Origin of the sequence: Fervidicella metallireducens AeB (assembly GCF_000601455.1) — a bacterium.
GTDB lineage: Bacteria > Bacillota > Clostridia > Clostridiales > Caloramatoraceae > Fervidicella > Fervidicella metallireducens.
Genome location: NZ_AZQP01000030.1, coordinates 1 through 22635, shown reverse-complemented (window position 1 = coordinate 22635; position 22635 = coordinate 1). Strand labels below are relative to the sequence as shown.

At 32.1% G+C, this 22635-nt stretch carries 21 protein-coding genes, 2 tRNA genes, 1 other RNA gene and 1 pseudogene; 7 read left to right on the top strand and 18 right to left on the bottom strand.

What is annotated here, in order from left to right:
• Positions 1-44: 44 nt before the first annotated feature.
• The 10 genes from recR to Q428_RS09445 form a co-directional block, all read right to left on the bottom strand.
• Entirely contained in the window at positions 45-641 is a 597-nt protein-coding gene (gene recR, locus Q428_RS09480; protein WP_035380373.1) for a recombination mediator RecR, read from the bottom strand.
• Between the two features lie 16 nt (positions 642-657).
• Positions 658-996: a YbaB/EbfC family nucleoid-associated protein gene (locus Q428_RS09475; RefSeq protein WP_035380371.1), complete on the bottom strand. Its 339-nt coding sequence runs from the start codon at positions 994-996 to the stop codon at positions 658-660.
• A 77-nt stretch (positions 997-1073) separates the two neighbouring features.
• Positions 1074-2696: a DNA polymerase III subunit gamma/tau gene (dnaX, locus tag Q428_RS09470; RefSeq protein ID WP_035380369.1), complete on the bottom strand. Its 1623-nt coding sequence runs from the start codon at positions 2694-2696 to the stop codon at positions 1074-1076.
• A 207-nt stretch (positions 2697-2903) separates the two neighbouring features.
• Positions 2904-4517 (bottom strand): hypothetical protein, encoded by a 1614-nt coding sequence (locus Q428_RS09465; protein WP_035380367.1) that lies wholly within the window; start codon positions 4515-4517, stop codon positions 2904-2906.
• Positions 4518-5009: 492 nt separating this feature from the next.
• Positions 5010-5275, bottom strand: an RNA gene (gene ffs, locus Q428_RS14925) — signal recognition particle sRNA large type.
• Between the two features lie 19 nt (positions 5276-5294).
• A tRNA-Ser gene (locus tag Q428_RS09460) sits at positions 5295-5386 on the bottom strand.
• Between the two features lie 203 nt (positions 5387-5589).
• Positions 5590-5727, bottom strand: a complete 138-nt coding sequence (locus Q428_RS15625) for an OadG-related small transporter subunit (protein ID WP_169734718.1) — start codon at positions 5725-5727, stop codon at positions 5590-5592.
• A 12-nt stretch (positions 5728-5739) separates the two neighbouring features.
• The gene (locus Q428_RS09455; protein ID WP_035380364.1) at positions 5740-6840 is read right to left on the bottom strand and encodes a sodium ion-translocating decarboxylase subunit beta; all 1101 of its coding nucleotides are present in this window, start codon (positions 6838-6840) and stop codon (positions 5740-5742) included.
• A 133-nt stretch (positions 6841-6973) separates the two neighbouring features.
• Complete coding sequence (locus tag Q428_RS09450; protein WP_035380362.1) at positions 6974-8308, bottom strand: hemolysin family protein; 1335 nt, start codon at positions 8306-8308, stop codon at positions 6974-6976.
• A 141-nt stretch (positions 8309-8449) separates the two neighbouring features.
• The gene (locus tag Q428_RS09445; protein ID WP_035380360.1) at positions 8450-10144 is read right to left on the bottom strand and encodes a M3 family oligoendopeptidase; all 1695 of its coding nucleotides are present in this window, start codon (positions 10142-10144) and stop codon (positions 8450-8452) included.
• A gap of 237 nt (positions 10145-10381) precedes the next feature.
• On the opposite strand from Q428_RS09445, the gene Q428_RS09440 reads away from it, so the two are divergent.
• Entirely contained in the window at positions 10382-11056 is a 675-nt protein-coding gene (locus Q428_RS09440; RefSeq protein WP_035380358.1) for a hypothetical protein, read from the top strand.
• Positions 11057-11162: 106 nt separating this feature from the next.
• On the opposite strand, the gene Q428_RS09435 is transcribed toward Q428_RS09440, so the two are convergent.
• The 5 genes from Q428_RS09435 to Q428_RS09415 all read right to left on the bottom strand — a co-directional run bounded on the left by Q428_RS09435 (position 11163) and on the right by Q428_RS09415 (position 15278).
• Complete coding sequence (locus Q428_RS09435) at positions 11163-11849, bottom strand: TMEM165/GDT1 family protein (RefSeq protein WP_035380356.1); 687 nt, start codon at positions 11847-11849, stop codon at positions 11163-11165.
• A gap of 237 nt (positions 11850-12086) precedes the next feature.
• Positions 12087-13700: a putative bifunctional diguanylate cyclase/phosphodiesterase gene (locus tag Q428_RS09430; RefSeq protein WP_051515095.1), complete on the bottom strand. Its 1614-nt coding sequence runs from the start codon at positions 13698-13700 to the stop codon at positions 12087-12089.
• Between the two features lie 245 nt (positions 13701-13945).
• Positions 13946-14035: transfer RNA gene (locus tag Q428_RS09425), tRNA-Ser, on the bottom strand.
• A 148-nt stretch (positions 14036-14183) separates the two neighbouring features.
• Positions 14184-14651, bottom strand: a complete 468-nt coding sequence (gene tadA / locus Q428_RS09420) for a tRNA adenosine(34) deaminase TadA (RefSeq protein ID WP_035380354.1) — start codon at positions 14649-14651, stop codon at positions 14184-14186.
• Positions 14652-14681: 30 nt separating this feature from the next.
• Positions 14682-15278, bottom strand: a complete 597-nt coding sequence (locus Q428_RS09415; RefSeq protein WP_035380353.1) for a DUF1836 domain-containing protein — start codon at positions 15276-15278, stop codon at positions 14682-14684.
• 257 nt (positions 15279-15535) lie between these two features.
• Here Q428_RS09415 and Q428_RS09410 point away from each other — a divergent pair, with 257 nt between their 5' ends.
• The 5 genes and pseudogenes from Q428_RS09410 (at position 15536) to Q428_RS09395 (ending at position 19470) form a co-directional block, all read left to right on the top strand.
• On the top strand, positions 15536-15970 hold the full coding sequence (locus tag Q428_RS09410) for an NfeD family protein (RefSeq protein ID WP_035380352.1): 435 nt from the start codon (positions 15536-15538) through the stop codon (positions 15968-15970).
• Positions 15971-15972: 2 nt separating this feature from the next.
• Positions 15973-16911 (top strand): SPFH domain-containing protein, encoded by a 939-nt coding sequence (locus Q428_RS09405; protein WP_035380351.1) that lies wholly within the window; start codon positions 15973-15975, stop codon positions 16909-16911.
• Between the two features lie 134 nt (positions 16912-17045).
• Positions 17046-17833 (top strand): annotated as a pseudogene (locus tag Q428_RS16665) (ATP-dependent helicase); the annotation flags it as partial.
• 75 nt (positions 17834-17908) lie between these two features.
• A complete protein-coding gene (locus Q428_RS16370; RefSeq protein WP_423219587.1) occupies positions 17909-19156 on the top strand; it encodes an ATP-dependent helicase in 1248 nt (415 codons plus the stop codon).
• Positions 19157-19254: 98 nt separating this feature from the next.
• Positions 19255-19470, top strand: coding sequence for an alpha/beta-type small acid-soluble spore protein (locus Q428_RS09395; RefSeq protein WP_035380350.1), 216 nt, complete (start codon positions 19255-19257; stop codon positions 19468-19470).
• Between the two features lie 63 nt (positions 19471-19533).
• Here Q428_RS09395 and Q428_RS09390 read toward each other — a convergent pair whose 3' ends face one another.
• The 3 genes from Q428_RS09390 to Q428_RS16730 form a co-directional block, all read right to left on the bottom strand.
• On the bottom strand, positions 19534-20751 hold the full coding sequence (locus tag Q428_RS09390) for a PhoH family protein (RefSeq protein WP_035380349.1): 1218 nt from the start codon (positions 20749-20751) through the stop codon (positions 19534-19536).
• A gap of 129 nt (positions 20752-20880) precedes the next feature.
• Positions 20881-21939, bottom strand: a complete 1059-nt coding sequence (locus tag Q428_RS09385; RefSeq protein ID WP_479723637.1) for a pyruvate carboxylase subunit B — start codon at positions 21937-21939, stop codon at positions 20881-20883.
• A gap of 14 nt (positions 21940-21953) precedes the next feature.
• Positions 21954-22268: a hypothetical protein gene (locus Q428_RS16730; protein WP_479723636.1), complete on the bottom strand. Its 315-nt coding sequence runs from the start codon at positions 22266-22268 to the stop codon at positions 21954-21956.
• 180 nt (positions 22269-22448) lie between these two features.
• Here Q428_RS16730 and Q428_RS14920 point away from each other — a divergent pair, with 180 nt between their 5' ends.
• Positions 22449-22619, top strand: coding sequence for an aspartyl-phosphate phosphatase Spo0E family protein (locus Q428_RS14920; protein WP_084478267.1), 171 nt, complete (start codon positions 22449-22451; stop codon positions 22617-22619).
• Positions 22620-22635 lie beyond the last annotated feature (16 nt).

Sequence of the window (22635 nt, the reverse complement as noted above, 5' to 3'; positions counted from 1 at the left end):
AAATGAAAGAAGTTTATCTAAGGTATACATCCTATTTAACTAACCTAAATTTCACGTCTTCCTTCCAGTGCCTTTGTTAAGGTTACCTCATCAGCATATTCTAAATCCCCACCAACTGGAACTCCGTGAGCAATTCTGGTAACCCTTACCCCTAGAGGCTTCAGAAGTCTCGCTATATACATAGCTGTTGCCTCTCCTTCAACGTTTGGGTTAGTGGCTATTATTATCTCTTTAGTTTCACTATTAATCCTTGATAATAATTCTTTAAGTCTGATATCATCTGGTCCAACCCCTCCTAAAGGAGATATTGCACCATGTAAAACATGATATAAACCCTTAAATTCCCTTGTTTTCTCCATGGCGATTACATCACGTGGTTCCTGAACTACACAAATTAAATTGCTATCTCTAGCATCGTTTTTGCATATTGGACAAAGGTCAGAATCAGATAAATTGCCACATACAGAGCAATACCTTATGTTTTTCTTAGCTTCAACTATTGCTGAAGCTAATTTTTCTGCTTGTTCCATATCTATGTTCAAAATATGAAAAGCCAGCCTTTGTGCCGTTTTTGAACCAACACCAGGAAGTTTTGAAAATTCTTCTATAAGCTTCAGTACTGATTGGGGATAAAAATTCAAAAATCTCACCCCTTAATTAGAACATACCTGGTATATTAAATCCTCCAGTTATTTTTCCTAACTCATTTGCCATCATTTCGTCAGCAATTTTAAGAGCCTCATTAACTGCTGCCATGATAAGATCTTGAAGCATTTCTACATCATCAGGGTCAACAACTTCCCTTTTTATCTTTATATCAATAACTTCCTTTTTACCATTAACTACGGCAACAACAGCTCCGCCGCCAGCAGATGCTTCAACTGTTCTAGCTTCAACCTCTGCCTTTATGTCTTCCATTTGTTTTTGAATCTTTTGAGCTTGTTTTATAAGATTATTTACATTTCCTCCCATTGAAGGAAACCCACCTCTTGCCATACTATTACCTCCTATTTTCTATCATAACTTATTATATGTTATACACCATAATATTGTACCATCATATTGAAAAGTATTCAATTTATTTCGATAATATTCTCCCCAAATAATTCCTTTGCCTTTTGTATACTTTCATCAATATCATTTTTATTATCATTAATGATAAAACCTATTTTTATTTTCTTATTAATAACCTTTGTAAAATACTCCTCAACAAGCTGTCTGTTTTCAACTTTTTCAAGATTTTCTTTACAGAAAGAATATTCCTTATCAAAGACTATATAAATATAATTTCCTTTTACATCTTTAACATCCCCAGGTTGCAGATAGGCATAAACACTCATCTTTTTATTTGCCTTTAAAAGATTTAAAACATCATTCCATACCCCTCTTATTTCATCTATTGATAAGTCTGCCGATAGCTCATCAGTAAAATCACTTTCCTGTTGCCTTAATTTTATTTCATTATGTGCCTTACCTTGAATTGGAGCTTTCTCTATATTTTCTGACTTTAAATCCTTTACTTTAGATATATTTATAGGTATTTCCCCAGAATTAATTTTTTCTTCAAGGCTATTCAACCTGCTTAGTATCATCTCAGGAGATGTATCATATTCCTTCTTGCATAATTTTATAACAGCCATTTCAATCAATATTCTTGGCTGAGATGTATTTTTAACGTTTTCTTCTGCCTGCACTGCAATATTAATCGCCCTCATTATCTCTTCACTTCTTATTTTTCTGGACTGTTCCTTAAGGAGTCTAATTGTATCCTCACTTAAATCAATAAGCTCATCAGGGTTTTTACTTATTTTAACCATCAATAGGTTTCTGAAATGTTTAATAATCTCCTTTGTAAATAGAACCACATCTTTACCATTTAGAATGACTTCATCAATTATCTTCATTGCCTTTTGTACATCACTTTCGATAATTGCATCTGCCAGATTAAATATATGTTCATTAGATGCCAACCCAAGCATATTTATTACATCATTGTATTCAATTTTGCCCTCTGACATAGACATTGCCTGGTCTAGTATAGACAAAGCATCCCTCATTGCTCCGTCAGATATTCTTGAAATTATACTTAATGTTCTATCCTCAACTAAAATACCGTTTTTATTTGTAATACTCCTTAGCCTTCCGTTTATATCCTCCGTTTTTATTCTCTTAAAATCAAAGCGCTGGCACCTTGATAATATTGTAGGTGGAACCTTTTGGGGATCAGTAGTCGCCAATATAAATATTACAAATGATGGAGGTTCTTCAAGAGTCTTCAGTAATGCATTAAATGCAGAAGTAGATAACATATGAACCTCATCTACTATATAAACCTTATATCTGGACCTATGTGGAGGATATTTAACATCCTCTATTAATTCCCTTATGTTCTCTACCCTATTGTTTGATGCTGCATCTATCTCAATTACATCTATAAGAGTACCTTGGTTTATTTCTTTACACATTTCACATTCATTACAAGGCTGCCCATCCTGTAAGTTTAAACAATTTACAGCCTTTGATAATATCTTTGCAGTGGAAGTTTTACCTGTTCCCCTTGTACCGCAGAACAAATATGCATGGGGTATTCTACCTGATATAATCTGATTCCTGATGGTTTTTACTATATGTTCCTGTCCAATTACATCTTCAAATGTCTTAGGTCTCCATTCCCTATATAACGCAGTGTATGACATAAAATCAACTCCTATAATTTAAAAAGCAGCTTACAATATCTACTTAATATAATTATAATGGTCAAACAAATATTTGCAATAATTCAGCGGTGATAATCATTTAATATTTTTTCCTGTACTGCCCTGCAGCATATTAAAATATTGTTATCATATTAAAAAAATCAATATAAAAAGGGGGTTAAAATTACCCCCATGTATGTTTTGGTTTTATTTTATTACAACGTTTATTCCTAAAATCTTTAATACATCAGTAGCTATATATACGTTATTCTTTATAAGCTTTGATGTTGGAACTTTAAAATTATATGTTTTATTATCAACCTTTGCAGTTTTACCTCCAATTTTTAAAATAGCAACCCTGTTATTTATTTTTAGTGTCATACTGCCTTTTGAAACAGCATTTGTTCCTTTAACTGCTGAAAGAACATCTTTTATATTTACATAATATTTATTGTCAGAAACTACCGCTTTTTTCTTGCTTATTACAATCGTTGCAGGTTTTTTATCATTCTGTTTGTTTTGCTCAACACCTTGTTTCTTAGCTGATTCCTCAGTAATAAATTTTATAAAATCAACATAACTAACAGCATTGTCCTTACTTAAAATTGGCATATCAACTGTTACTGTATCCTTATTTATATTTAAGTTTTCTTTTACAAAATCACATCCTAAAGTGTATGTTCCCTGTAATGACAGGTTATTAATGTTATTGACAGGACTTCCTATTAAATTTTTCTCATTGCTTGATTTTTCTGCTGTTTTTCCAAGGGCTGATATCATTTTCATGTCTAAAACAAATTCTACGCTTCCCTCTTGTTTAACTATATATCCATCATCATTTACATAATATTTTATGTCTATTCCCTTGTCTCCTAAAAGTTTGATCTTCTTAAGAGATTCCATTAAGCCTTCTGTATCTTTTGCTAATTGCGGTAATTCTGCAATTAAATTGTCAAATGATTTTCTAACCTCATCCTTACCTTTCGCTTTTTCATTTTCAGGCATATTTAAAGCTTCAATCACATTCAATATATACTCTTTATATTCATTTAAAAATTCTACTGCCTCTTTACTCTTTGAGAAATTTTCAACTGAATAAGCTATTAATTTTTTTGCATCCTCATCATTTATTTTTACCTGATATGTATGTGCATTAACATTACTTCCATCGGACATTACAATTTGTTTTGTACCTAAATCTGTTAGAATTTTTACATCAGGATTGTATTGCTCCATATAATTTGTAATAAATTTCTGTGATTTTTCATTAAACTGTTTAGCAGCATTCATAAGTTTTAAGTAATCAATATTAAGTTCTGACTTGTTTTTATCAGACACCTTAGCCATCTCATCACTGTCAATTACAAAATACTTCTTGTTCTGAAATTGTGGGGGCATAGTTGCCATCAGCATTTGAGGTAACATAATTACTTCTTTAATCACTGGCTTATCACCAGCAACTGAAACATCTGCCCATACACCCATATCCATCTTCGTTCCTGCAATTGACATGGTCATATTTGATTGTGCCTTTGATAATGTTTTTTCTTTGTTCTGTACAAGTTTTGTGTCCATAGTTAATTGTGAACCATTAAGAGCTCCAAAAATCATACCTATTGCTTGGCTTTCTTGTGGTGACATATCTGTGGCACTTAAGAAGAACTTCATGTTGGTTTTTGTCTGCATTTTCTCAATATTGTTAACTTTTTGCAAAGCACTCCAAAGTGCTTTCCCCTCTGGTGTAGCAGTACATCCAGTTAATAAGGTAATCACTAACATTGCTGAGAATATTAGACTGTGTACTCCTCTTATTTTTTTCATGATCATACCTCCTAATTTGTAGCATATTTTAAAAATCTAAGAAGATTATACCAAAGATATTCATTACTTACATCTATCAAAAATATTAAATTTTGTTATTTATCATAAATTATTCCTTGAACTGTAGAGTATTCTATCAATACCTTATTAACCTTACTGTTTTCTCTTATCCTCAAACATACGCTCAACTATATTTTCCTTAAATTTAATTACTAAATTTTACTGCTAAACCAACAATTTAAAGTACACTATCGGGAATAACTTAAATTACCTATTGTTTTTTATCATGAAACAATTTATGATGAGATATTTAAAAATCAGCTCTAAACAACAAATAGTTGATGATAAGACCAAATGTATGAACAGAAAAGATTTTAGTTAAAATAGGTGTTTAACTCTTTAAACAGTAAATTATTTTAAATCACACAAAAAGAAAAAGACTGTTCTTTTATATCCCAATAGAACAATCTTAATTTCCATTTATATTTATGGCCGTGCACCTTACATCGATGCTAGATATCCAGGCGTTACCTCGACAGTTAGCTCCGACCAGGCATCCCCACGGCACACGAAAGGGTTCACTTATCGCTGCTTCCTTCCGGACCTGACGAGGTTCATGAATTTTCGTTGCGCGGGACCCAATCTTCAACACCACTTGTCAAGGTCAGACCCTACATACCAGTACCTAAATAAGGAATTCGATCCTGCTACAGCGGATTGCAGGCTACAGGGCACCGCTACCTCCCCATCTAGCACGGCCAAACTTTAACCATGTTTTGGCGGAGAGAGGGGGATTCGAACCCCCGGATGGGTATTAGCCATCACACGATTTCCAATCGTGCGCCTTAAGCCAACTCAGCCATCTCTCCTTAAGGGAAACAATGTTTATTTAATTGTCTCAGCTATTATATTATAAATAAACTAATCATCTGTGTCAATATAATTTAATGCTTGTTAACCCATGATTTGGAACAGTAGCTTCATAAATCAGGGGTATCACCTAAGCTCAAATAATCAGGTACATTAAGAATACAAGAGTATGATATTATTTTCAACAGTTAATATTTGTAAATTATTTATTCTCCACTGGAAATAATCTCTCTAGCACTTTTATCAAGACAAAGAAAATTAATATTACTATAAAAATACCACCCATTCCTTTTAACATAATTTCAAGACTTTCATAAAAATTGGTTAAATTACTTGCCATATATTTCCCCTCCTATTTTACAAGTGCCAAAATCAAGCCCCCTGCTATTATTGAACCTATCTGACCTGCAACATTTGCACTTATAGAATAACCTAATATAAAGTTACTTGGATCTGCTTTTTGAGCCTCTCTTTGAATAACCCTTGCAGACATTGGAAAAGCTGATATTCCTGCTGCACCTACCATTGGGTTTATTTTATTTTTAGAGAAGAGATTTAAAAACTTTGCAAATAAAACTCCACCTGCTGTATCAAAAATAAAGGCAATAAGTCCCATTCCCATTATTTTTAATGTATCTAGTCTTAAAAAGCCTTCTGCAGTCATAGTTGAACCTATAGTAATACCTAAAAGTATTGTTACCAGGTTTGCCAGTTCATTTTGAGCGGAAAGTGATAGTCTTTCTGTTACTCCGCATTCTCTTAGAAGATTTCCAAACATCAAAAATCCTACTAATGCAACACTTTCTGGTGCTACTAACCCAGCTATTAAAGTCACAGCAATGGGGAAAATAATTTTTACTTTTTTAGATACATTTACATCATGATATGGCATTCTTATTTTTCTCTCATTTTCAGTTGTTAATAATCTAATTACCGGCGGCTGTATAATAGGTACCAGTGACATATAAGAATAGGCAGCTACTGTAATCGGTGCTAAAAGCTTGCTTCCAAATTTCGTAGCTACATAAATTGATGTTGGACCGTCAGCAGCTCCTATTACCCCTATTGATGCTGCATCCTTTATGCTATAACCGAATAGTGTTGCAAGTGATAAGGTAAAGAATATACCAAATTGGGCTGCTCCTCCAAATAAAAGCATCTTAGGATTTTTAAGTAAAGGTCCAAAATCAATCATTGCCCCTATTGCAATAAAAATAAGTAATGGAAACAACTCCGTTCTAATCCCTGCATTAAATAAAATAGATAGGGGACCCTCCTCACCTATTGCTGCTGAGAAAGGAATGTTCGCAAGTATTGCTCCGAAACCTATTGGAAGCAGCAGCATCGGTTCATACTCCTTTACTATTGCCAGATAAATCAATGTTCCAGCAATAATAAACATTAAAATATTCTGCCATTGTAATGACATTATACCCTTTAATAATTCATCCATCTTATTTCACCTCTGTAAAAATTTATATGACTATTATATTTTAAACTATTTTGAATATTTTAACAAATACTTATTTTGCTTTCAGATTAAATAATTTGGTTTAGAAAATAAAATAGCAGTTAAATTAAATATATTAACTGCCATCCTTTTTGAAAATTTTGATTAACTCTATTCTTTTTTCATCCACCTTCTCTACCTTAAAGACAAGATTATTATATTCAACTATATGCTCTTCATCTTCTTTTGGGATATTCCCTATTAAATCAATAACAAAACCTCCTATGGTGTCATAATGCTCAGAGATTAATTCAACTCCTAAAAGCTCATTTACTTCCCCAAGTCCTAAAAGTCCACTTACTATAAATGTGTTGTTATCTATTCTATGTATATACTCACTTTTTTCATAATCTTCATCATATTCATCAAATATGTTTCCCATTACTTCCTCAATTAAATCTTCAATTGTTACAATACCAGAAAAACCACCATATTCATCTATTAAGATTGCCATATGATTTTTGCTGTTTTGTAGTTCTCTGAAAAGTTTATCAATATTTTTTGTTTCAGGAACAAAATAGGCTGGTCTCATTAGTTTTCTTATTGAGATATTCTCAATTCCCTCATTTCTAACTGCAAAAAATAAATCCTTCATATATAATATTCCTACTATGTTGTCTACCTCATTTTCATATACCGGTATCCTTGAATATTGTTCTTCTAATATTTCGTCAATAAGCTCCTCCATAGGAGTGGCAATATCTATCAAAAAAACATTAGTTCTAGGAGTCATGATTTCCTTTGCAAGGGTATTGTCAAACTCAAAAATTCCATCTATCATCTCTTTCTCAGTTTCATTCAGAACCCCATTTTCTTCACCAACATCTATCATCATACGGATTTCTTCTTCCGTTACCTTTTCTTCAATTAACTCCGAATTCCCACTGAGTATTTTTACAAAAAAACCTGTTGATAATGTTAATATCTTTACAAAGGGCAGTGTAATTTGGGAGAAAAAAATTATAGGCTTCACAACAGCCATAGCAACCGCCTCAGTATTTTGAAGTGCTACACGCTTTGGAACCAGCTCACCTAAAACCAAGGTTATAAAGGAAAGTATTATGGTTACCAAAATAATAGCTATCTGATCACTTGCCTTTGAAATAATGGCTATTTCAGTAGCTTTAAACAATTGGGAAATATATTTTGAAATAGTAACTGCCGCTGAGGCACTGGCTAAGAAACCAGCCAAAGTTATTCCAACCTGAATAGTTGCCAAAAATTTACTTGGCTCTGAAATAAGTTTTATTACAAGTTCTGCTTTTTTATTTCCCTCTGCAGCAAGATAATTTAATTTATTCCTGTTTATTGATACTATTGCTATCTCAGAGGCTGCAAAAAATGCATTTATTAAAATTAAAATTAGTATAAGCCCAACCTGAATTAACACATCTTTATATCCTTCTGCCAAGGGTTTCACCTTCTTTGCTCTATATATAAGAACTAAATAATATCTATAAATATATAATTTGCATTTTTACAAAAAAAATAACAAAGGACTGTTGCACTAGCATTTTTTAGTTGCTAGTGCAACAGCCCTTTAAATTAACTTTTACATTTTAGTATCATCTACGTTGTTAAGCCAGTTTTCTATATGGTCTATTACTGATTTAACACAACCATCACTAAATGGAGGAATTAAGTTAGCAAGACTGACTAAATCTAAAAAAGACTTCGTTCCACCAGCTCTGCACAATCTTATATAATCCTCCCATGCTGTTTCTCTGTTTTCATTAGCTTTTTTCCAGAATTGGAAAGCACATATCTGAGCCAATGTATAATCTATATAATAAAAAGGTGTTGAAAAAATATGTCCCTGCTGATACCAGAAACCTCCTCTTTCCAAATAATCATTGCCATCATAGTCTCTGTGTGGTAAATATTTTTTCTCTATTTCTCTCCACATCCTCTTTCTTTCTTCAGGAGTAGCTTCTGGATTACTGTAAACATAATGCTGGAATTCATCAACTGTAACCCCATATGGTATAAAAATTAATGCTCCACTTAAATGTGAAAATTTAAATTTATCAGTCTCATTTTCAAAGAATAGGTTCATCCATGGCCATGTGAAAAACTCCATGCTCATAGAATGTATCTCACAGGATTCATATGTAGGCCAGTTATATTCCGGAACCATGTGATTTCTGCTTAAATATCCCTGAAAAGCATGGCCTGCCTCATGTGTTAATACTTCCACATCTCCAGATGTCCCGTTGAAATTTGAGAAAATAAATGGTGATTTATACTTGCTGATATATGAACAATAACCTCCGCTAGCTTTTCCCTTCTTACTTACTAAGTCCATCAGCTCATTTTCTACCATGAAATCAAAAAATTCCTTTGTTTCTGGAGATAATTCTGTATACATCTTTCTTCCGTTATTGAGAATCCATTCTGGATCCCCCTTGGGTTTTGCATTACCAGTTAAAAATTCTAGCCCTTCATCATAGAATTTTAATTTTCCCAAACCAAGTCTTTTAGCCTGTCTTTCCCTTAACTTGGTTGCAACTGGTACGATATAATCTAAAACCTGTTTTCTAAAGTTTGACACCATTTCAGGGTTATAATCGGATCTATACATTCTAACATATCCTAATTCAACAAAATTATTGTATCCAAGTTTATGAGCTATTCTTGTCCTCACCTTAACAAGTTCATCATATATTCTATCAAACTCTTTTTCATTTTCTTTAAAGAATCCATATTTAGCATCACAGGCTCTTTTTCTCATATCTCTATCTGTTGACAACATAAAAGGTGTCATTTGTGATAGATTTCTTTCTTCACCTTCAAACATAATTTTTGCAGATGCAATGAGCTTAGTATATTCACTTGATAACTTATTTTCAATCTGCAAATCCTCTATTATCTCTGGTGAGAATGCCTTTATAGTATATTCTGCAATTGTAAATAACTGTTTGCCCCACTTTTCTTCAAGCTCTTTCCTGAACTTAGAGTTAACTAAAGCTTCATAGTATTTAGTAACCAAACCTTGATAGAGAGGCGCAACCTCATCAAAATAATCCTGCTCCTTCTGATAATATTCATTAGTAGTATCAATAGTATATCTTATTGAAGCTATACTCTGCATTGATTCTACTTCACTTCTCAGTTGATTTATTTCTTCCATTACATCGTCCTGAACCTTAAAAGTTTCAGCTTCCTTAAACCTTTCAAGTAGATTAGTAAATTTTTTCTCAACCTCAACAACATCCGGCCTTTGATATTCAAATTCAGTAAATCTCATAATGTACCCCCTATAACTATGAATTTTCACAGCAATTATATCCATTAAAATTCAATATGGAATATAATACCTTGTGTTTAACTATATATTACCATATAAGTGGTTAAACAATATTTTATATTATTGTAATATTTTTCTTGTATAGGTTCATTTTTTTACAATTTATCAGAATTATTAACATTATTCTAAATTTTCTGATATAATGTTTGTGAAATCATTTATATGGGGGGATAAATTTTGAAAAGAAAAGACTTTTTATGGTTAATTTCACTTTCTGCAATTATTTTATTATTGGCGTATCTCTCAACTACTGGGATACTAAAAAAACTCACAGATTCCAATCCCTATCTGATGGGGTTTGTAAAAGTCTCCATACTTGCTACCATGGGTGAAATTCTGGCTATTAGAATTTCATCAGGTTACTACCAAAAACCAACTGGACTATTTTATAGGTTTATGGTATGGGGATTTTTAGGTATGTGCTTTGTTATAGCCTTTGAATTGTTTAACAGTGGAGTAATTGCAGCAACAGAAAAACACCTGCTTCCTAAAGCATCCGGCAGTCCGTTTTTTTCTAAGTTGTCAATAGCTTTTTTCACAAGTACATTTATGAATTTAATCTTTGCTCCAACCTTTATGGCTTTTCATAGGATTACTGATACGTACATAGACTTAGGAGAAGGAAAATTAAATAAAATATTCAAAGTTAAACTCATTGACGTTACAAATAAAATTGACTGGAATAGTTTCATAAGTTTCGTTGTCCTTAAAACTATCCCATTTTTCTGGATACCGGCCCATACAATAACCTTTATGCTTCCTGGGGAATTCCGAGTTCTTACCGCAGCCTTTTTGTCAATTGCATTAGGAACAATTTTAGCCTTTGCTAAGCGAAAGGGTAAACAAAATTAGAAAAACTTAAGATAATCGTTGCTAAAAATACTTCAAAATTTTATAATATTGCCCCATGAAAGATTTCTGTATATTCTTCTTTGAAATCAATTCATGGGGCTTTTAATTACATTTCACTATTATCCATATCTTTTTTATCTTCATCTGAGTTCTTATTTCTGAAACCCACTATATAAACCAGAATGCTCAATACAACACAAAATGGTATTATATATATAGCACTTAAATATCTGTATGGAAGAACATCAATTAATGTAATAATACCAAATATCATGAATACAAGGGCTGCTCCCCATTTAATATACTTTTCTGGAACATGTTTAGCCAGCCATGATCCTCCTAAAATTCCTATTCCATCGGCTACAAGCATTCCAACTGTTGTCCCTGTCAAAACCCAGATTGGCTGCTTAAACTGTGCTGCAATTGCAACTGTCATAAGCTGCGTTTTATCTCCCATCTCGGCGATAAAGAAAGCAATGGCAACAGTTATAACTGGTCCAAATTTAGTTTTCTTTTCATCTTCATCATCAATTTCATCTCCCCTTATGGTCCAAAGACCAAAGAATATAAATGAAATTGCCGCGGCAATTTTAACATATTCCATTGGGATTACAGAACTTAAGTAGTTACCAACCCCAACTGCAATAGCATGATTAAAAATTGTAGCTATAAAAACTCCCAACATAACATCCTTTGCTTTGTATTTACTTGCAAAGGCCATAGCTAAAAGCTGTGTTTTGTCTCCCATTTCGGCAACAACTACAAATAACAGAGCCTTAATAAATGCAGACATATATTTCCCTCCTTAAAATTTTATAAAAAATAAAGACCTTTAACACAATGCAAAGCATTGTGTTAAAAGTCTCACTTAACCAAAGTTATGATAAAGCCAGGCTTAAAACCAGTATGTTGACTTTATCAACCTTATATTACATAAGGCAGCTACTCCCTCTTAACATAAATTTATTATTTAACTCATCGTGATAAGTTTATCATTTTAAAAACAAAGTTGTCAATATCTAGAACGAAATTATATGGAAAAATAGCCTCTTTTTAATACTTCCTCTACTTCATTTGAACCAATAGGCTTACTGAAATAATATCCTTGAATAATATCGCAATTCATATTCTTTAAAATATCAACCTGTTCTTTACCTTCTACACCTTCCGCAACCACATTTAAGTTTATCTTATTTGCCAATTGAATAATTCCATATGTTATATCTCTATCACTTGAACTATCACAAATATTATCTATAAATGATTTGTCTATTTTCAATGTACTTATAGGAAGCCTTCTGAGATAATTTAAAGAAGAATATCCCGTTCCGAAGTCGTCCAGGGAAATTTTTACTCCCATATCCTTTAAACCCTTTAATTTATTGATATTCTCCTCTAAAGATTCCATAAAAGCTGTTTCAGTTATCTCTATCTCAATTTTTTGAGGTTCAACTCCGGAAGTATCAAGTATCTCCCTTACAGTATCCAAGAAATCTGCTTGTTTAAGCTGAATAGATGATATGTTAATAGAAATACTATCAAAATTATACCCATTGGTTAACCATATTTTATTCTGTTTACAAACATTTTCAAGTACCCACTTACCAATTTCAACAATTATACCTGTTTCCTCAGCAATAGGTATAAACTCACCAGCTGGCACCATTCCAAGCTCTGGACTTTTCCACCTAATTAACGCCTCTAAACCCTTTATTCTGCCTGTTTTAGATTCAACCTGCGGCTGATAACATAAATACAATTCGTTATTCTTTAATGCATATCTCAGTCCATTTTCAATCCTAAGTCGCCTTGAAACAGCACTGCCCATTTCATCATTGAAAAAACAATAGGTATTTCTCCCTTTTCTTTTAGCCTGATACAAGGCTGTTTCCGCATTTTTTAAAATTGTATTGGCATCCAAACCATCATTAGGAAAAACAGATATGCCTATACTTACCGTCACAAATAATGAGTTGTTATCAATTTGTATTTCTTCTTTGAATTCGTTGAGCAATACTCTAGTCTTTTCTATGATAACAGTATAATGACTCTCCCCTGGAAGCAATATTAAAAAGGTATCCCCTCCAAATCTTGCAACTGTATCATATGAATTTACAGATTTTTTAAATTTTTCTGCAGCTATTTTCAATAATTTATCGCCAACATCGTAACCAAGTGAATCATTTATTTTTTTAAAATCATCCAAATCTACAAATAAAACAGCTCCACCTGAATTAGTTTCTATTGCTTTATAGATTTCTAAGGATAATCTGTCTTTGAACAAAACTTTGTTCGGTAAACCTGTTAAATCATCGTAATATGCCAAATAATTTATTTTCTCTTGATTTTCAATTAATTCTTCATATTGAGCCCTGAGTTCTTCCTCTGTTGCCGAAAGCTGCTCATACACTGCCGTAAGTTCTTCATAATTTTTTATAACTTTTCTTTCCGCATCCCTAATCAAATACCATATTAATAAAGAGGTTATAACTATAAAAACAATCCCCTTTATTATACTTAACTTCGTTGATAGTTCTCTGCTATCCAATAACCAATATAGTGCTTTATCTGACAAAACAACCCATAACAAGCTAAATAAAGCATACTTTAATGGGATAATAACAGAGGAATTATTTTTTTTCATACCCTATCCTCCAATCATTTTTATACTTGGAGTTTTTGCCTGTTATCTGCTTCAATGTATCTATAAATGAATTATCTAAATTTTACCTGTATTTTATGTCGTATTAACTCACATAATATCAAATAATATCATAAATTGTCGTCAATTACCATAATTATATATTGTATTTTAGTCCTTTTTTTGTTAATTTTTTTAAATATAATTTGTAAAAAAAGGCCTCACATATCCAGTGAAACCCTTTATTATGGCGGAGAGAGTGGGATTTGAACCCACGGTAGAGTTACCCCTACGCTTGATTTCGAGTCAAGTGCCTTAGACCACTCAGCCATCTCTCCAGGAACAATCCTGCTCTCCTTAATATTTTGATTATAATACAAATATAAACCCTAGGTCAACTTTATTCTAAGAAATGTCATGTCAGCTCTAATTCCTTGAAAAACATAAGACCATCTAACACACTTAATTCTCTGAGCCTTTTGAATATTATTTTTTATGTTCCTTGCACTTGCTTCGCTTTATCTTGAAAAATTCCTGCATCAATTTCTTACAATCTTCCTCAAGAACTCCTCCAATAACTTCCAATCTGTGATTTAATCTTTCATCCTGTGTTATATTATAAAGACTTTTACATGCCCCTGATCTATTATCGTAAGCCCCAAAAACCAGTTTCTTTATTCTGCTATTTACAATAGCACCTGCGCACATGGGACATGGCTCTAATGTTACATACATTTCACAATCTAATAATCTCCAACCGTTTAATATTTTACATGCCTCTTTTATTGCAAGTATCTCTGCATGTGCCGTTGAATCCTTTAATATCTCCCTGCAATTGTGACTTCTCACCAAAATATTTCCTTTTCTTACTACAACTACCCCTACCGGCACTTCATCCAACATTGCAGCTTTCTTGGCTTCTTCTATTGCTAGTCTCATATAATATTCATCCATAGCATCCCTCAATAACAATATTTTTTATTATTATTTAATAGATTTAAAATATTCATCAATTATTTTTTCAGCAAGCCTTTTTTGAGCATCTGCCTGGGCAACTAAGGTTATTACAGTTAAGAATAATTCAGCAAGATTTTTCTTATCTGTATCTAGATCTTTAGTTTTATCAAGAATCATTTTAAATTTATCGTTGAAAACGTCGCAATAATTTTCAAGCTCTTTATGTTTAATATCTATTATTGCTGAATATATTTCTTCTATAGGGATAATATCATCTTCAGCAGTACTTATGTTATTTAAAATTGGTTTTAACAGTGCGTGTATATCGCTTATTGATAAAATCTGCTTCAAATTGTAAATGAGTATTAAAAGTATAAGATGCCTTTTGGAATATTTCTTATTTATTGGGGGCATTAAAATCCCTGATTTAGTGTAATTATTTATCATTGTTTTTGTAAGAATTTTATCATTTTCATCCCTTTTTAAATGACCGAGTTTATCATCAAAAAATTTAGTAAGCTGATCCATATATAGATCTATATCAGGAATATCAGAAAGCTTAATGTCATCTAAGAGGCATAAATCATCAATAACTTTTTTAAAATCATCTTTGCTTAAGTTCATAACAATCACCTCAATTACATTATATAGTATTTAAAACTACATTTCAACATGGTTATGTTCATATATTGAGATATAATAAGATAATTAAAGTATAAAAGAGATATAAGAATGTAAATTGTCTAGAATTTGAAAACAAACAACTTTTAACCTGAAAATCATGTTGTTATAAATGAATCTATATATTATCATGTATATATAACAAAACATAGTATTTAAAACTACATAACAAAACATCAATTAGAAAAGGGGGGAAAAAGGTGAATTATATTATTTTGTGGTTTTTAATAGCATTGACAGCCTTTGTAATTGACGTATTAACAAGCAGCTTCTTCTTTGCAGGTTTTACTGTTGGTGGAATTTCTGCTATAGTTGCTTATATGTTTGATGCACCATTTTTAACTCAGCTTATAGTATTTGGGGTTGTCAGTATATTAGCTATTACAGCAGAGTACAAATGGTTCAGAGAAAAGATGAAAAAATCCATTCCAAAGACTTTGAGAATGGAGGAGGGTTACGTTGGAAGAAAAATTATAGTTGATGAAGATATTCAGGAGAGAGGCAGGATAAAAATAGATGGAATTTACTGGACTGCTGTTAATCAAGGTCAACCCATAAAAAAGGGTGCAAGGGCAGAAATAATCGATATCATCGGTAATAAGGTAGTAATTAAAAGATTAGAGGAGGATAAATAAAAATGGGAAAAATATTATTAATAATAATTTTAGTAATTGCTGTTATTGGTCTTTTATCATCTATAAAAGTAGTTAATACAGGTTATCTGTATGTTGTAGAAAGATTTGGTCAGTTCTATAAGGTTTTAGAACCAGGCTGGCACTTTACAATTCCTTTTGTAGATTTTGTTAGAAAAAAAATCTCAACAAAACAACAAATTCTTGACATAGAGCCACAAAGTGTTATTACAAAGGATAATGTTAAAATTTCTGTTGACAATGTTATTTTCTACAAGGTTTTAAATGCTAAGGATGCAGTCTATAATATAGAAAATTATAAATCAGGTATAGTTTATTCAACAATTACAAATATGAGAAATATAGTTGGTAACATGACACTAGATGAGGTCTTATCAGGCAGGGATAAGATAAATTCAGAGCTTTTAAGGGTTATAGATGAAATAACAGATGCATATGGTATTAAGATATTATCAGTAGAAATTAAAAACATAATGCCTCCAACTGAAATTCAGCAGGCAATGGAAAAACAAATGAGAGCTGAAAGAGATAAGAGAGCTGCAATACTTCAGGCAGAGGGAGAAAAACAGAGTGCAATAGCTAAGGCAGAAGGTGAAAAGCAGGCTAAAATATTACAAGCAGAGGCAGAAAAGGAAGCAAACATAAGACGTGCTGAAGGTTTAAGAGAATCACAGCTTTTAGAGGCTGAAGGTAAGGCTATGGCAATTGAGGCAATTGCTAAGGCAGAAGCAGAAGCTATTGCTAAGGTTAATAAGGCAATTATTGAGTCAGGTACTAATGAAGTAGTTATCGCTTTAAAGCAGGTTGATGCTCTTAAGGAAATGGCTAAGAATCCAGCTAATAAGCTTATACTTCCAAATGAAGCAGTTTCATCCCTTGGCAGTATAGCTGCAATTACAGATATTATCAAAGAAAAGAAATAATAAAAGGCCGCGTAAGCGGCCTTTTATTATTTGGAATAACTGAAAAAGTAATATGTGACATGGCAGCTTTTAATATTTTATGATAAAATGTTTGAGTTGTTATGTAATATAAAAATGAAAGAGGTCTTTGAGGTATGCAAAATCGTTTTTTTGATATTTTAGAGAAAGATTATAATATAAAATTGAACAATCAGCAGAAAGATGCGGTTATGCATAAGGATGGACCGGCATTGATTCTTGCTGTTCCTGGAGGTGGAAAAACCACTGTACTTATATGCAGGACGGCAAATTTAATAAAAAATTATGGTGTAAATCCTGAAAATATTTTATCTATAACCTTTAGCAAAGCATCAGCATGGACATGGAAAATAGATTTAAGACAATTTTTAAAGATTTATCAGAGGCAGGAGTAAGTTTTTCCACAATTCACAGCTTTGCATACTCCCTTCTCAGGGAGTATGCTTATTTGAATAAAATCAAGTTTAGAATAATAGAGGGAGAGAAAAGTGAAATAAATAAAACCCAGCTATTAAAAAGAATTTATTATAAAATAAATGAAAATTATATAAGTGAAGACAAATTAGAAGAGTTAATTTCCTCTATAAGCTATGTAAAAAATATGCTCATAGATGAAAGGGATTTTAATAAATATAATTTTAATATTCCTGGATTTAAAGATATATACAGGGAATATGAGATGATAAAGAGAGAAAACAATTTATTAGATTATGATGATATGCTTACACTGACATATGAAATTTTAAGGAAGTCTCAAGGTCTATTGAATAAATACAGAAATAAATATAAATATATCCAGGTAGATGAGGCACAGGACACAAGTAAGGTACAGCATGAGATAGTAAGACTTTTAGCATATCCTGAAAACAACCTGTTTTTAGTTGGGGATGAAGATCAAAGCATATACAGCTTCAGGGGTGCATATCCTGAGGCTATACTTAATTTTGAAAGAGAATATAAAGGTTCAAAAATTTTTTTAATGGAGCAAAATTTTCGTTCAACAAAGAATATAACCATGACATCCAATGAATTTATAAGAGGAAATAAGGAAAGATATAATAAAAATATGTATACAGAAAAAGAAGAGGAAATCCCAGTAACTATTAAATTTCTAATGAACGAAGAGGAAGAAGTAAAATACATTATAGATGAGATATATGAGAATAAAAAACTGAAGGATACAGCTATTTTATACAGAAATAACCTGTCTGCAATACCTTTAGTTGATGCTCTAAGTAAAAATGGAATACCATTTTATTTGAGAGATTTTAAACAATCATTTTTTACCCATTGGGTTGTTCAAGACATAACAGCATTTATCAACGTTGCACTTAATAGAGAAGATATTCACTCCTTTGAGAGAATTTATTACAAAATGAACAGCTATATATCAAAAAAAGCCATGGAACATATAAAAAGACATTATAAAGGACAATCCGTATTTGATTTATTGAGGAGATGTCCAGATTTAAATCCCTATATAATAAAGAGAATTAATTCTATTGAGGAATGTTTTAGAATTCTACCATATAAAAAACCAAAGGATGCAATAGATTTTTTACAGAATCAGTTATCCTATAAGGAATACTTGGATAACAACTGCGAAAAAATGGGTTATTCCATTGAAAACATCAATCTGATTATTGCAAGTCTAAAGATTATAGCAAATAATACTACCAGTATTACAGGCTTTTTAAACAGATTTGAGGAACTGCAAAAATTAATGGATGATGCAAAATTCAACAAAGACAAAGATGCAGTTACTTTATCCACAATTCATAGTGCAAAAGGACTTGAATTTGAAAATGTTTTTATGATTGATTTAATTGAAGGACAGTTTCCTGCAGCAGGTAGTATAAGTGATGAGGATGAGAATTACGAAAAATATATTGAAGAAGAAAGAAGGCTCTTTTATGTCGGCATGACAAGGGCAAAGAAGCAGTTAAATCTTCTTGCAGTGAATACAAAAAATCAAGAAAGGGTTGTCTGTTCAAGGTTTGTTGGGGAGGTCTTTTCTATTGTAAACCCTGTTGATAAAGAAGAGGAATTAAGTTCTTTAAATAGTTATGGTTTTTCAATAGGAACAAGTGTAATCCATAAAAGATTTGGTCAGGGTATAATAATTGATATAAACCAGGAAACAGTTGAGATAAATTTCAATATCTATGGTATAAAGAAGCTTTTAATGAGGGCATGTATTGAGGAAAATTTATTATATAAAATATAAACAACAAATATTTACAAAATTTTTGCCTCTAATTCCCTGCTATATAAAAATTCATATTGGTTAAATTAATAGTAACAGCACAACAGGAGGTGAAAGATATGAATAATATAGCAGGAGGAAAGAACCAGAAGGTAGTTCCAGAAGCTAAAAAAGGATTAAACCAATTCAAATATGAAGTAGCTAACCAGATAGGAGTTACACCACCTGAAGGTGGATACTGGGGAAACATGACATCAAAGGATTGCGGTTCAGTAGGTGGCTACATGGTAAAGAAAATGGTTGAAGCTTATGAAAGAAATTTAGCAGGCAAGTAATATAAAGTAAAAATAATAAAAAAGGGATTATTCTAAATGAATAGTCCCTTTTTTATTGGTAGATCAATCTAAATTAGCGAAAACTTTGCTAGCCTCACTTCTTACGTCTTCCTTTAAGACAACAACTCCAACAAGAGGATTTCCTTTTGTCTTTTCAATCAACTGAAGCAACCCATTACTTTTTATATATTTATATTCTGCCTGTTTATAGTCACCTGCAAAAACAATACAAGAGCTGCTGCTGATTCTTGTACCTATTAATTTAAGAGTTTTAAGATCCAAATCTTCAGCTTCATCAACTATGGTAAAACTTGATGAAATAGTCAAACCCTTTAAAAAGAATGGAATTTCCATTTCAATCTGACCTTGTTGTATCATCCGGACTAGCTGTTGTTCTCCACCCTCAAGATATTGAAGCATTGGTTTATAAAAATCTCCAACCTTATCTTCCTTGGAACCTGGAAGATAACCTATGGCTTCGCCACTTCCGATGGGATTTCTGATTAACATCAGCTTGCTGTAATGACCTTTTTTCAAGACATGATATAATCCCATTTCTACACTTAGTAATGTTTTACCTGAGCCGTAATTTCCAGCTAAAATTTTTATGGGTATATTAGTATTATTTAAAAGATCTAAGGCACATCTTTGATGGGAATTAAGTGCTTTAATAACGTCAGAGGGAGGCAGCTTTAATTTATGAAGTGAATTGTTATCCCAGCGATATTCGTAGGTTTCATCTAAATCAGTGTTGTGTAATATTAAATATTGATTTTGAAGTAAGTGATAGGGATTTGAGCCTGAGTTGATGTTTTGAAATAATGAATTTATAAATTCTGTATCACCACTTAACTCAACATATCCTTTGTAGTTACATTCTTCATAGGTCAGCAATTGGACTTTCAAATTAAACTGTTTTTCAGCGATATTAGCACAACTAATATCATCTGTTATGAAAATAATATTTTTTTCCTTAGAAAGCAGTTTTGCTGAAGCTATTATAAGGTTATCTGGGCAGACTTCAAGATCGTAAAATTTAAGAAGGTCATATTGTTTATTGGTGATAATTACAGCTTCGTATTTATCAGAATTATTTCTAAGAAAGTGAGATGCTCTGCGTGCTTTGTATTTAATTTCTTCATCTTTGGATTTATCATTCTTTATTTTCTCTATTTCACTTAAAACCTTAGTACTTGTATAAAATGTATTAAGAAGTTTAATATTATCAAGACCATTTAGAAGAGCATTTGTATCAAAGAATTTGTATTCTTCCACTGCCACACAACCCTTCATTGTAAATTAGAACTGAATCATCTTCTTAATTCAAAATATGCAGATTAGACAATAAAAATTCATAGAGCATCAAAAATGGGACTTGTAGATACAGATATACAAGTCCACATAAAGGTGTTATATACATTCAATAGTATAGTTAACAATCATTTCTTTAGAATCCTCTTCAGGCTGATACTTCTTACGTAAAAATGGTTCTGCAACCTGAGGGAAGGCAATATAGGATAAAACATCTTCATCAGTTTTAGCAAATTCTTTTATCTCTTCCTTTGTTTTATCAAAGATAGGTTCTAATGTGTCAGCAAACCTGATGTCAATAGGTTTTTCATCTCCAAGAACCTTTTTAATAAGATCATTATTGATATCTCCAGGTGCCTTTCCGTATTCTCCTTTTATATAAGATTTAACTTCTTTTAGTACAATTTTATATCTTTCTCCTGAAAGTATATTGGCAGCAGCCTGTGTTCCAACCATTTGGCTCATAGGCGTTACCAAAGGAGGATATCCTAAATCTTCTCTTACCCTTGGCACTTCAGCAAGAACTTCATCAAGTTTATTAAGGGCATTTTGCTGTTTAAGTTGAGCAATAAGATTAGACAACATTCCGCCAGGAACCTGGTAAACAAGGGCATCTGTGTCGGTTCCAAGAACAAATGGATTTAATTGCCCTGACGCAATAAACTTATCCTTAACAGGTTTAAAATGGTCATTGATTTCCTTTAAAATATTAGCATCTAGACCAGTTTCATATCCCAGTTCAGTTAAGCTATAGTGGAGTGTTTCTGTTGCAGGCTGAGCTGTACCACCTGAGAAACATGATATAGCCGTGTCAATACCATCTACACCAGCTTCAACTGCCTTTAAATATGCTAAAGGTCCTAGTCCTGTTGTGCTATGTGTGTGTAGGAAAACAGGAATTTTTACAGAGGATTTTAAGGCTTTAACAAGTTCATAAGCATCCTTAGGGCCCATAATTCCAGACATGTCTTTGATGCAAATAGAGTTAACGCCCATTTTTTCCAGCTGAATACCTAGCTTAGTATAGTTTTCAAGATTATGTATAGGACTTATAGTATACGCAATTGTACCTTGAGCATGAGCACCCTGTTTTAAGGTCTCTTCAACTGCAACTTCAATGTTTCTGAAGTCATTTAAGGCATCAAAAATTCTGATTATGTCGATGCCGTTCTTTACAGAGTACTCAATAAATTTTCTAACAACGTCATCTGGATAGTGTTATATCCAAGGAGGTTTTGACCTCTTAAAAGCATTTGAAGTTTTGTATTTTTAACCTTAGCTCTGATCTTTCTTAATCTTTCCCATGGATCTTCATTAAGATATCTAAGACAGGAGTCAAAGGTTGCTCCACCCCAAGCTTCAAGGGAGTAGTATCCAGCATTGTCAAGGTTCTCGAGAGCACCTTCAAAATCGCTAAAGGGCATTCTCGTAGCTATAAGTGATTGGTTGGCATCTCTTAAAACAGTTTCGGTTATATTGACCCTCATAAATTCACCCCTTTATAAGTCTAATAATATTATACACGAAAAAGCTGAAAATTTAATATGTTAAATAAAATTAGAAAATAAACATTTTTATTGACTTGTCCATATGGTCATGTATAATAATAATATAAATATATTATTTATTCCCGCACCACAGGTTTTTAAAAAAAGGGGTTGTGTGGAATGAAGTCGTTATGTTTGAAAATAGAGACATTGAAGATGATAATGGATAAGAAGTTAGAAATGAATAATTATGCAGTAAATGAAGAGATAATAAAAATAAGTCAAGCTTTAGACAGGTTAATAGTTAAGTATTATGAAAACAAAAATAAGCAGAAAATACATAGGGGATAACTACCCCCCTATTTTT